Here is an 11,485-nt window from a genome sequence, read left to right as displayed (position 1 = left end):
TTATGCTCGTTTTATGCTAAAGGTCGGTGTCTTGATTGTGATGTTCAATGCATTCATCCATGAACAAGTTAAAGCTTTGTTCGATGGTTTGCTCTGATTCAGGGTCATAATACAAATCTTTGAGGTAAAGCCAGACCGATGGCCGCGGCTTTTCAAAGAAATCCACCAGAGATACAACCATTTTTACCGGTACTTTTGTTTTATCCACCAGATGCTGTACTCCGGGCTCAAAACGCAGGTAGCGGCTGGCCATTGATTGGAGTTTTCCCTGCGGATACATCAGCAGTAAATTTTGTGCATCGTTTTTAAGGATGTTTTTGGCATATATCAGAGATGTTGCGGTGGTGGAATGATTTCTTCGTATGGAAAAGGCACCTCCTTTTGATAGAAATTTTCGTTTTTCCAGTTCTTCCTCAAGCATCATTACATGAAAACGTTTTTTCCAAAGCTTATTGTTTAGGTAGTGGATAAAAAAGCCATCCCACCATGAGAAATGGTTGTTGATGACCAACATGGAAGATGTTGTAGGAGAAGTGTCCCCCTCTATGAAGATTTTATGAAATTTGGAGTGGATGATTATTTTTGTAAATACTTTAAAAAACCAGACTAATAGAGGTTTATGTGATGCTTTTATCATAAAAAAAAGATTTGTTTTATTCGGTAAATCAGATGTTCAGCAGGTTCAGTAAAAAGAAAAACCCTGCCTGGGCCGCCAACAACCCCGGAGCAACGGGGTTTTGATAGTTGATTTTTGCCATTTTAAATATACTCAGAAACACAAGGGAGATAATAAACCATGCTATATAATTCTGGTGTGGCACCTGTTGTCCTGCCCAATTCCACATATCGGTGCTCATGGCAATGGGTTCCAAAAACAAATCGTAGCCCACCAGCAGGGTAGCACCAATCAGGAGTTGACCGGCTCCCCTGATGTTAATTTTTTGTACTATCTGCCAGACAATATAGATCAGCATTACCCAGTTGATGCCGATGAGCAGGGGAGTGCCTGCAATTTTTGGTCCCAAAGTAGCCCCGTATTGATATTCACCGAAAACGATACCTGTGTTTACTCCCACAGCTTCAATGAAAATGCCTCCCAGAAGTACAAATGTTAATGCTCCGATAAAAGCTACATTCCAGGGGCGGTGGAAGTACAACATGATGGCAGTGGACATCAGGATGGATAGCCCTGTTAGGTTTTGGAACAGCTCGCGGCTAACCGGTTGCGCAAAACCAATGACGCCCACCGTGTAATAAATGAGCCAGAACCGGTTGATCCTCTCAGGAGTGAGGTGCTTCCGGGTTAATTGTCTTAATTTTTCTGTCATAATTGTTCTATTTCTTTTCCCACAATTGCTGCTGAGGCCAGACAAAGAGGAATGCCTCCTCCGGGATGAACGCTTCCGCCAGTAAAAAACAGGTTGTTGTATTTTCCTGATTTGTTTTGATGCCTCAAAAAAGCCGACCAGATAGAGTTGGAATTGTTCCCGTACAGGGCTCCTTTCCAGGATCCGGTGTTGCGCTCAATGGTTTTTGAGGTAGCAATTTCTTCGCAAAGAATCTTTTCCCGTGGATTGATTTTCAATGTACGATGAATTTTTTTAAAAATATTCTCCCGGGCCTGATCAATCCATTTTTGATTTACTTTCTCTGTACCCGGAGGCACATTGATCATTACAAACCAGTTCTCTTTTCCTTCCGGAGCGTCTGCTTTCACTATTTTGGAACTGATAAAGATATAAACCGTAGGGTCGTTGGAAAGTTGATGATCTTTGAAAATGGACTGGAATTCACGCTGATAATCGCCGGAGAAAAGGATGTTGTGAACATCTAATTGTGGAAAGGATTGTTTCATTCCCCAGTAAAAAATGATGGCAGAAGACGAAAGATCCGGCTTTTTGACTGATCCGGGCATTTTTAGCTTTTTTGCCGGTCCCCGGTAAAGCATGTTCACATCCATATCTGAAACCACCACATCGGCATTCAATTCGTCATTCCCGGTAATTACTTTCGTGATGCGGTTTTTTTCAGAAATCAAATTGTTGACAACGGTGTCAAATTGAAATTTAACGCCCAGAGAAAGGGCTTTGTGAAAGATAGCTTCAACGATGCTGTACATCCCTTTTTCCGGGAAGAATGCGCCTTCATTGTGCTCCAGATGCGAAATCATATTCAGCATACTGGATGCTTTGTAAGGCGAAGAACCGTTGTAAGTGGCATATCTGTCAAAAATCTGGATTACCTGTGGGCTGCGAAATGAAATTTGATTCTCCTTGTGCATGGTTCGCAAAGGTTTTACCTTCAACATTGGCTTCAGTTCTTTCGGCTTTTTATTTCGAACCGAGGAGATTATGTTTTTCAGAGGGTTGAAAATGAACAAATCAGCTGATGACTGATACCGGTCATTTGCTGTTTTTAAGTAGTTTAGGATGTTTGCTGCCGGTTCACCCGTTTTAATTTCTATTTCCCTGGCAAAATCTTCGGGTTTTTCCGGCACATTGATGATGGTTCCGTCGTCATAAAAATATCGGCATACATTTTTAAGTTTATTAAATTTAAAGGTCAGATCAGAAGGTGTTGATCCCAGAGCCAAAAGATCTGTGACCAGATGGGGGAGCGTAAAGAGCGAAGGCCCTGTGTCGAAGCGAAAACCATCTCTTTCTATTTGTTGCATCTTTCCTCCGGGGAGTCTGTTTTTTTCCAAAACTAGTACTTCATAGCCTAGAGCTGCCAATCTCACTGAAGTTGCAAGCCCGCCAATTCCGGCTCCTATAATGATGCACTTTTTTTGTTTCATTTTTTTCATTTAAAAATAAACAAAATAATCATGGTGTGTGTTTAAAAAGTATATTTATTTTCCTTTAAACTAATTTTTTTAAAAGGTGATTTGTACTTTTTGTGTTTCCTTTATTTGAATGATTGTTAAACGTATGTTAGAAAATGATCTGGATAAATATCAGGATTCCCTTATGTCAGGGAAAGCATATTTCTTTAACCGACTTATGTTAACTCATGACTTTCCGGATAAATTTATTGAAAAAAAGGTTAAGGGCATGAGGTTTACAAATCCTTGGATGTTGTGTAAAGACGATAAGCATTTATAAAATGTGGATAATTTTCTGTCGAAGTTGAAATTAACAGAAAATTGAGTGAAATTGAAAAAGAAATAGATAAATAAATGGGCAAAGTTTTAATAGCAGGAACCGGTCTTGGCGGATTGTCAACAGCTCTTCGATTGACCAGTAAAGGGCAAAAAGTGGTAATGGTGGAGAAATTTCATCAGGCCGGTGGCCGCCTCAACAGGCTCACCAAAGATGGTTTTACCTTTGATATGGGGCCATCGTTTTTTAGTATGAGCTATGAATTTCATGAACTTGCACGTTCCTGTGACTGGGAGTTACCTTTCGAATTCCATGAGTTGGATCCGCTTTATGCGGTAAATTTTAGCGATACAGGTAAGACTTTCAGAATATATAAGGATGTACACAAACTTGCTGAAGAGTTTAAGGGTATAGAACCGGATCTGGAGAAAAAGTTAAATCGTTATCTGCAAACTACAGGTGCTTTGTTTCATGATACAGAGAATCTCATTATCCGCAGAAATTTTGATCACTGGTGGGAATATCTTCAGGCTTTGGTTCAGGTTCCCATCAGGCATGCGCCAAAATTAATTCGTACTTTCTGGAGTGAGGTGGAACGGCACTTTGAATCTCGTGAGGTCAAGGAAATACTGTCACTGGTAGCTTTTTTTCTTGGAGGTACACCTTTTGATACGCCTGCTGTTTTCACTCTTTTATCCTATACTGAGTTGAAGCACGATGGCTACTATAATGTGCGTGGAGGGATGTACAAGATTGTTGAAGGTTTGGTTGATGAGCTGAAAAGGAGAGGAGTGGAAATACATTATGATACGGAAATCGTTGGGGTGGAGCAGACAAAAAATCAGGTTAAGGCACTGATTGACCAGCAAGGCAGAAGATGGGAAGCTGATCAGTATGTAATCAATGCTGATGCCGCCTGGTTCAGAGGGGCTGTTCTGAATCGCAGGTCGTTTCGTATGGAGAAGCTTGATGAGATGCGATGGACCATGGCTCCCTTTACCATTTATCTCGGCGTGAAAGGGAAAATTCCTCACATTCATCACCACAACTATTTTTTGGGCACCAATTTCAGGGATTATGCCAACGGCATATTTAAGAATCAGGTTTCGCTTCAAAAACCTTATTACTATGTAAATGTGCTGTCCCGGCACAATCCGGAAAGTGCGCCGGAGGGATGTGAATCGCTTTTCATTCTGGTTCCGGTGCCTGATTTACGTTTTCGACCCGACTGGTCGGATAAAAATGAAATTACAGAGGGCATCCTGAAAGATTTATCTGAAAGAGTGGGTTTTGATTTGATTGAAAACAGGGTTTCTCAAACAATTTATACTCCTGTGGAATGGGAAAGGATGTTTAATCTGCATCGTGGAAGTGGTCTGGGACTTGGTCATAATATGGGACAGATGGCTTACCTGCGCCCTTCGAATAAGGATGAGAAGTTGAAGAATTTGTTTTATACCGGGGCTTCCACAGTTCCGGGTACCGGATTGCCGATGGTGGTGATTGGCTCAAAGCTGACGGTGGAGCAAATGGAGGTTTAATGTAGGTTAAGGGTTTTAATTTAATGATTTTTGTGATGAACAGTATCGAATTATACAACCAAAATGCACTGGCATGTAGCCGGCATACAACCCGGAAATACAGCACCAGCTTTTCACTGGGAATAAGATTGCTTGCTCCCGAAATTCGCAGGGCAGTTTATGCCATCTATGGATTTGTGCGGTTTGCCGACGAAATTGTTGATACTTTTCATGAACATGATAAATCGGTGCTGTTGGAACGCTTCAGAAAAGAGACTTATCTCTCTATTGATGAGGGGATCTCTACCAATCCCATATTGCAGAGTTTTCAGCTGGTGGTAAATGAGTATTCCATCGACCATGAGTTGATTGAAGCTTTTTTTGAAAGTATGGCCATGGATCTGGATCATAAAATTTATGACCGTAAAAAGTTTGAGAGCTACGTCTATGGTTCTGCAGAGGTGGTTGGGTTGATGTGTCTCAGAGTTTTCTATAAAGGCGACCCGAAGGGCTACGATACATTGAAACATCCTGCACGGAAATTGGGGGAAGCATTTCAGAAGGTCAATTTTCTAAGGGATGTTCAATCCGACCTGGAGGAGCGAGGACGGAGTTATTTTCCGAATGTGGATCTGCTGAATTTTTCTGCAGTCCAAAAGGCAAAGATTGAGTTGGAGATAGAAACCGATTTCCGGGAGGCCTATCAGGGTATTGTGAAACTTAATAAGAGCGCCAGGTTAGGAGTTTACATCGCTTATATCTATTATCTTAAACTTTTTCGAAAAATAAAAAGAACTCCTCCCAAAGCCATCATGCGACGTCGGATAAGAGTAAGCAACTGGGTGAAGATGAGTTTGCTGTTCCAGGGAGTTGTGAAAAATGAATTGGGTCAGGTCTAATTGAAATATTCTGAAAAAAACCCGTGAACTGATCAGATTATTGAATCAGCACGGGTTTTATATTTTTGGAGTTTCCGACACCTGCCGTTAACTCATTTATTCTATGATGGTCATCTCATCCAGCAGATAGCCGGCTCCGGCAAATTTGTCGATAATAAAAAGAGCATATCTGATGTCGATGGAAATGTTTCTGCACTGCTCGGGGTTGAACATCAAATCGCTCATGACCCCTTCCCAGGCTCTGTCGAAATTGACACCAATCAGATGACCTTCTGCGTTGACCACCGGACTTCCTGAATTTCCTCCGGTGGTGTGATTGGTGGCTATGAAACATACGGGAACTGTTCCGTTTTCCTCATATCTGCCATAGTCTTTGTTGTGATAGAGTTCTTTTAAGCGCCCGGGCACCCTGTAATCATAAATTTCAGGGTTGTCTTTCTCCATAATGCCTTCCAGGGTGGTCTGATGAAGATATTGAACTGCATCCCGGGCCTGGTATCCTTTTACCTTTCCATAGCCTACCCTGAGGGTAAAGTTGGCATCGGGGTACAAGTTTTTATCCGACTCATAATCCATTTGCGCATTCATATAAAGACGGTTCAGGCTGTCTGCTTTATGGTTGAGCGATTGATACACCGGATAAATCTGATCTCCATATACATCCATGAAATTTTCGTACAATACCCAGGCCGGATCTTTCTTGAGCTTTTTCACACTGCGGGCTGAGAAGTTTTCAAGAAATTCGGTGGATGATGCCTCATCGGCGAAAATGGTTTTTTTGAAAAGCCGGTCGGCATAGGCATTGTAATCTCCTTTGTGTTTCCCGGTAATTTCACCATAGAAAGCCGGTAAATAATCGTCGTCAACCGTGTTTTTGTAGAGTGATAATATGTCTGCAGTGATTTCTTTATCAACGGGTTGATAGTAGTCTTTAAAGATGCTTTCCAGCTCTTTTTTGATGTTGGATTTTATTTTTTCCACTTCTTCGTTATGCGGCGCTTCTTCTTTTTCGTAAATAGATGCCAGTTCCCGGAAAAGAGAGGCAACTCTGGCAACTTCGATGCCGTTGCGGAAGATTACTTCCAGAAGCATATCTCGTCCCAGACGTACCTCTCCAAGGGAGGAATACAACTCTTCATACTCACTCAAAAGCATTCCGTATTGTGCTTCCCGTTCGGAGTTTTCCTCCACCCATTTTTGAAAACCTGCCTGGTAATCTTCTTTCTTTTGATATGCGTTGAGAATATCCAGGCCCCTAATTTCTCCCCGCCATCTTTTCCATGAATTGGAAACACTGGCATTTTTGGCTGCATACTTTATTCGTACTCCCCGGTCTTGCTCCATATATTTATCCATAATGTTCAGTTTATGGGTACGGATGTCAATCAGTCCGGGATAAACTTTTTCGGTAAGCATTTCCAGGTGGAAAGAGGGAACATATTGGTAGGTGCTTCCCGGGTATCCGAATACCATGGTGAAATCGCCTTCATAAACTCCTTTGAGCGAAACCGGGAAATGTTTGGCGGGTTTGTAGGGCTTGTTTGCGGCATTGTATTCTGCAGGCTCATTGTCCTCATTGGCATAAATGCGGAAGACAGAGAAATCACCGGTGTGTCTTGGCCACATCCAGTTGTCGGTGTCGCCGCCAAATTTTCCGATGGCTGATGGGGGAGCTCCCACGAGTCGCACATCTTTAAAAACTTCGTTGACAAACAGAAAGTATTGGTTGCCATGGAAAAATGGCTTTATCGTTGCTGTAAAGTGGGTGTCCTTTACAGCTTCTTTTTTGATTTTATCAGTATTTTTTTGAATGATCTCGTCCCTTTCTTTCATGGTCATGGTTTCTTTTACCCCTGACAGAACACTGTCGGTGACATCTTCCATTCGCTTCAGAAAAGTGACCGTCATGTCAGGGTTGGGCAACTCTTCTTGTTTCGACATGGCCCAGAATCCATCCGTCAGGTAGTCATTCTCTACCGTACTGTGCGATTGGATGGCCGAATAACCACAATGATGATTGGTGATGATCAGCCCCTGATCAGAAATCAGCTCGGCGGTGCAACCTCCGTTAAAGATCATTACTGCATCTTTCATACTTGCCTGGTTGATGCTGTAGATGTCTTCGGCGGTCAGTTTAAAGCCCATCTCCTGCATCTCTTCGATGTTGTATTTCTCCAACAGCAGTGGAATCCACATACCTTCTTTGGCCGATATGGTAAAGGCCAAATGAAAAGAAATGATAATGAGTAATAACTTCTTCATGTTATGATTGTTTTTTACGGTTTTTGTCTTGTCAAATTATAAATTTTTTCACTTCTCTAACCAATATTCTAACCTCTAACTTCCGGCTTCCGTTTGGTGTTTATCATTAAAGAAGTGTCTGCTTATTTTCAAAACTTCTCCAGTTCATCCATCAGCCTGGAAACCGGTAACCCCATCACATTGAAGTAACTTCCGTCAATGCGCTCGATGCCCACAATTCCGATCCACTCCTGAATGCCATAAGAGCCTGCTTTATCAAAGGGTTCGTACCGATCGATGTAATATTGGATTTGTTCTGCACTGAGGGGTTTAAAATGAACGGTGGTAATATCCGAGAAAGCAATTTCTTTATCCGCAGAGCGGGCTGCAACACCTGTGATGACCCGGTGGGATCTGCCTGAGAGCGTCTCCAGCATTTGAATGGCGTGTTTCCTATTCTCCGGCTTCCCAATTACTTTATTGTCTATGGCCACAATGGTGTCGGCAGTTATGACCAATTGGTCGGGGTGCTGCCAGATGTCTTTCCATGCATCGGCCTTTAATCGGGCAAGATAGAGCGCCACTTCGTCAATATGCATTCCGGGAGGTACCTCTTCAGGAACATCCTTTCCTTTACCTATGGTGAAATTTATTCCGGCTTTTTTTAGCAGGTCATGTCTGCGGGGCGACCCCGATGCAAGTGTAATGCAATATTTTTCAAGGTTTTGAAGAATCATTAAAAAGTTCTTTCAAGTTTCTGACAACAGTTAAACAAAAAAGGTCCGGGCTACGATGATGAATAAAATTCCCATCAGCATTATAATTTTACTTAAGCCGCTGATAAAGGCAAAGTCTTTCTTGGTTTTGGAGGTTAGTGTTTTTAATGCCAGGATGATATATGGTATGGTAAGGAAGAGGGAAAAATAGCCTATGGTTATCCAGCTGTTTCTGAGCTGGGGGACAAATATGAGTATGAACCAGAGGGCGGCTACCGAAGCAATGGACAGGATGACAACGATTGTTCTGGAATAATCAATGCCCATTTCAACAGGGAGGGTGCGGCATCCGGCTTCGCGGTCTCCCTCAACATCTTCCATGTCTTTTATGAGCTCGCGCATAAGGGTGCTGATAAAGGCAAAGAAAGCAAACCCGGTAGTCCAGAACCATGCCGTGGAGCAGGCTTCTGACTGTAAGATGGTATTTCCATGTATTCTTGCCAGTGAGGCAAATTCGATGGAAACTACTACAAACGGAACCAGGGCGGTGAGCAAGGCAATGGTCAGGTTGCCTACGAGCATCTGTTTTTTCAGGGTTGTGGAGTAATACCATAAAAGACCGGGAATCACGATAAACATCAGCGCATAGTTTTCTTTGCGTGTGATGTAAGCCAGAAAAAGTCCGATAAATACCCCGGTGAAAGTAAAAATCACATGCAGCAACAATGCGGTACGCCTCGGAACTTGTCGTCCCACCACCACATTGTCGGGCTTGTTGATGCGGTCGATGCTCACGTCAAAATAGTTGTTGATGACATACCCGGATGCTGCCAGAAGGACCGTGGCCAACACCAAAAGACCGAATCTGAGGTGACTCAGTTCAGGACTCACCCCGAAATAGTCCAGTATCGGAATTAATAACCCATATCGCAACAAAATCTGAAGCAATACAATGATGATGAGGTTTTTGTAACGAATAAGATTCAGATATGCCATTGTTTTTAGTTTTGAGCTGATGAGCTAACGAACTGGTGAGTGATGAGCCGTTGGGGTGGAATAATTTTGCCTAACCCTCATCCCTCAATCCTCATTCCTGTCTTACCAGGATAAGTCTGTACCCCATTTCCCCTGGGCCCTCAGCACTTGTTCCATTACATCGCGAACGCAGCCTTCTCCACCTTTTGCGTGACTGATGTATTTACAGAGCGATTTGATCTCTTCTACGGCGTCTGCCGGGCAAACGGGTACACCTACCTCCTTCATTACTGGGTAGTCGGGAAGATCATCGCCCATGTAAAGTACATTCTCTGGTTTCAGGTCGTGTTTTGAGATCCATTCATTAAACTGATTGATTTTTTCCGATGCACCCATATAGACATCCGGTACTCCCAGGTTGAGGTATCGCTGTTTTACAGATTCCGTATTCCCGCCGGTAATAATGGCTACCGGATAGCCTAGTTTTACTGCCAGTTGCATGACAAATCCATCCTTGATATTGGCTGTTCGCATAGGTTCTCCGGAAGGATGGAGCGGAATTACCTGCCACGACAAAACACCGTCCACATCAAAGGCAAAAGCCTTTACTTTCATCAGGTCTTCTTTGAAATTGGTCATATTTTGGTTTTTTTTAACGATTATCAAATTTCTTGTTCCGGTTGTTTAATGTTCCGGGACTGCAATGTCAGGCGAAAATAACAATTTATTCCCGTTTGTGGTATTTTAATATGTCATCGCTTATTAACCGGTATATTTCTCTGAGTGACGGATTGTTTTCCAGTCGCTGCAGATGTTTATCCATAACTTCCTTGTCATTTCTGATTGCCGGTCCTGTTTGGGCCTCCCGAGGGGACATGTATAATATTTTCTGTGTGGTTTCCTTGATGAGCGGGGTCAGGTATTTGAACGAAAGACCGCCGCTTTCCAACAGGTCGGCCGACAAACTGTAAAGATGGTTTACAAAGTTGCAGGAAAGAACGGCCGCAATATGCAGGATGGCCCGGAGGGTGGAATCTGCCCGACTGACTTTTGCAGACAGGATGCCGGCCAGCTTAAGCAGTTTTTGTGTGGTTGCTTCGTCGCTTCCTTCAATAAGAAATGGAACATCGTTGTAATCTATTTTTCTTTTTTTACTAAGAGTTTGAAACGGATAGAAAACACCACTTTTTTTGAATCTGGAGAGGACTTCCATGGGTACACTTCCTGCGGTGTGTGCTACAATTCCATCAAAATCGGGAAGTGATTTGGCGATTTCGGGAATGGCATCATCAGAAACCGATATCAGCCACAGGTCGGCAGTGGCATCCGCTTCCTTTAAATCGGAAATGGCCTGAATGTGTTTGGGCAGTGCCAACTCTTCTGCATTTTCCTGTGATCGGCTGTAAATCTGCCGGATTTCAATACCCGATTCGGTGAGCGCTTTTGCGAGATGGGTCCCGACATTTCCCGTTCCCAGCAGTACTACAGATGTGATATTGACCATAAATAAATCAGCATTTTTGTGAAACACTAATTTAGGGGAAATTTTTGTGATGTTTTAGAAAAAAGAAAAAAGGCCACCCGAAGGTGACCTTTTTTATTTAAATGGTTCAACATTGCCTCTTTAATACAGGGCATCATCATCATCACTATAGAGGTCGTCGAAACCCCTGTACTCTCTGTCGCTTAGCACAAAATCATCCATTTCATGCAATTCATCCAATTCATCATAGATGGATGGCTTTTTGGATCTTTTACCTTTAGTTACTTTAGCTCCCGATTTTTTTGGTTTTTCGAAAGCATCGAAATCATCATTGTGCTTTTTGGGCAGCTTCCTGGATTTCATGATTCAATTCTCAATTAATAAATTAATAAAATTAAAGATTTCTTAAGTGCCTTTATTTGTGGCATTTGTGAGAACGTTGAAACGGTTGGAAAGCAAATATTGCTCCTCTGTTTCATGAACTAAAATAGTGATTTTTGATATGGTAATACACCCCTGTCAAAAAAAACGACCAAAAAATGAAATTTTG

General features: G+C 42.5%; 11 protein-coding genes. 2 read left to right on the top strand and 9 right to left on the bottom strand.

Going from position 1 to position 11,485, the window contains the following annotated elements; genetic code table 11:
* Positions 1-16 precede the first annotated feature (16 nt).
* Genes W7W_RS0119150 through crtD form a run of 3 tightly spaced genes read right to left on the bottom strand, consistent with a single transcriptional unit; the run spans position 17 to position 2,797 of the window.
* Positions 17-637 carry a lysophospholipid acyltransferase family protein gene (locus tag W7W_RS0119150; protein WP_010665258.1) on the bottom strand — a complete coding sequence of 207 codons (621 nt, stop codon included), beginning with the start codon at positions 635-637 and terminating at the stop codon, positions 17-19.
* Between the two features lie 28 nt (positions 638-665).
* A complete protein-coding gene (locus W7W_RS0119145) occupies positions 666-1,328 on the bottom strand; it encodes a carotenoid biosynthesis protein (protein ID WP_010665257.1) in 663 nt (220 codons plus the stop codon).
* Positions 1,325-2,797, bottom strand: a complete 1,473-nt coding sequence (gene crtD, locus W7W_RS0119140; RefSeq protein WP_010665256.1) for a 1-hydroxycarotenoid 3,4-desaturase CrtD — start codon at positions 2,795-2,797, stop codon at positions 1,325-1,327. The genes W7W_RS0119145 and crtD overlap by 4 nt, the downstream gene beginning before the upstream one ends.
* A gap of 381 nt (positions 2,798-3,178) precedes the next feature.
* On the opposite strand from crtD, the gene W7W_RS0119130 reads away from it, so the two are divergent.
* Positions 3,179-4,642: a phytoene desaturase family protein gene (locus tag W7W_RS0119130; RefSeq protein WP_010665255.1), complete on the top strand. Its 1,464-nt coding sequence runs from the start codon at positions 3,179-3,181 to the stop codon at positions 4,640-4,642.
* Between the two features lie 35 nt (positions 4,643-4,677).
* A complete protein-coding gene (locus W7W_RS0119125) occupies positions 4,678-5,520 on the top strand; it encodes a phytoene/squalene synthase family protein (protein ID WP_044085060.1) in 843 nt (280 codons plus the stop codon).
* 96 nt (positions 5,521-5,616) lie between these two features.
* Here the strand turns inward: W7W_RS0119125 and W7W_RS0119120 are convergent, their stop codons facing one another.
* From W7W_RS0119120 to W7W_RS0119095, 6 genes are all read right to left on the bottom strand, one after another.
* Positions 5,617-7,782, bottom strand: coding sequence for a S46 family peptidase (locus W7W_RS0119120; RefSeq protein WP_010665253.1), 2,166 nt, complete (start codon positions 7,780-7,782; stop codon positions 5,617-5,619).
* 128 nt (positions 7,783-7,910) lie between these two features.
* Positions 7,911-8,498 carry a Maf family protein gene (locus W7W_RS0119115; protein ID WP_010665252.1) on the bottom strand — a complete coding sequence of 196 codons (588 nt, stop codon included), beginning with the start codon at positions 8,496-8,498 and terminating at the stop codon, positions 7,911-7,913.
* A gap of 30 nt (positions 8,499-8,528) precedes the next feature.
* Positions 8,529-9,473, bottom strand: a complete 945-nt coding sequence (locus tag W7W_RS0119110) for a geranylgeranylglycerol-phosphate geranylgeranyltransferase (RefSeq protein ID WP_010665251.1) — start codon at positions 9,471-9,473, stop codon at positions 8,529-8,531.
* A 102-nt stretch (positions 9,474-9,575) separates the two neighbouring features.
* Positions 9,576-10,091 (bottom strand): KdsC family phosphatase, encoded by a 516-nt coding sequence (locus W7W_RS0119105; protein ID WP_010665250.1) that lies wholly within the window; start codon positions 10,089-10,091, stop codon positions 9,576-9,578.
* Between the two features lie 85 nt (positions 10,092-10,176).
* Entirely contained in the window at positions 10,177-10,956 is a 780-nt protein-coding gene (locus W7W_RS0119100; protein ID WP_010665249.1) for a Rossmann-like and DUF2520 domain-containing protein, read from the bottom strand.
* A 120-nt stretch (positions 10,957-11,076) separates the two neighbouring features.
* Entirely contained in the window at positions 11,077-11,298 is a 222-nt protein-coding gene (locus tag W7W_RS0119095; RefSeq protein WP_010665248.1) for a hypothetical protein, read from the bottom strand.
* Positions 11,299-11,485 lie beyond the last annotated feature (187 nt).

It is taken from the genome of Marinilabilia salmonicolor JCM 21150 (genome assembly GCF_000259075.1).
Lineage (GTDB): Bacteria > Bacteroidota > Bacteroidia > Bacteroidales > Marinilabiliaceae > Marinilabilia > Marinilabilia salmonicolor.
The sequence above is the reverse complement of the archived record's forward strand: the minus strand, read 5'-3'. Positions and strand labels throughout refer to the sequence as shown.

Bases quoted from the DNA above. Each gene is read 5' to 3' on its own strand.
- crtD (WP_010665256.1), bottom strand. From the start codon at position 2,797: ATGAAACAAAAAAAGTGCATCATTATAGGAGCCGGAATTGGCGGGCTT.
- W7W_RS0119100 (WP_010665249.1), bottom strand. From the start codon at position 10,956: ATGGTCAATATCACATCTGTAGTACTGCTGGGAACGGGAAATGTCGGG.
- W7W_RS0119150 (WP_010665258.1), bottom strand. From the start codon at position 637: ATGATAAAAGCATCACATAAACCTCTATTAGTCTGGTTTTTTAAAGTA.
- W7W_RS0119115 (WP_010665252.1), bottom strand. From the start codon at position 8,498: ATGATTCTTCAAAACCTTGAAAAATATTGCATTACACTTGCATCGGGG.
- W7W_RS0119130 (WP_010665255.1), top strand. From the start codon at position 3,179: ATGGGCAAAGTTTTAATAGCAGGAACCGGTCTTGGCGGATTGTCAACA.
- W7W_RS0119095 (WP_010665248.1), bottom strand. From the start codon at position 11,298: ATGAAATCCAGGAAGCTGCCCAAAAAGCACAATGATGATTTCGATGCT.
- W7W_RS0119105 (WP_010665250.1), bottom strand. From the start codon at position 10,091: ATGACCAATTTCAAAGAAGACCTGATGAAAGTAAAGGCTTTTGCCTTT.
- W7W_RS0119125 (WP_044085060.1), top strand. From the start codon at position 4,678: ATGAACAGTATCGAATTATACAACCAAAATGCACTGGCATGTAGCCGG.
- W7W_RS0119145 (WP_010665257.1), bottom strand. From the start codon at position 1,328: ATGACAGAAAAATTAAGACAATTAACCCGGAAGCACCTCACTCCTGAG.
- W7W_RS0119110 (WP_010665251.1), bottom strand. From the start codon at position 9,473: ATGGCATATCTGAATCTTATTCGTTACAAAAACCTCATCATCATTGTA.
- W7W_RS0119120 (WP_010665253.1), bottom strand. From the start codon at position 7,782: ATGAAGAAGTTATTACTCATTATCATTTCTTTTCATTTGGCCTTTACC.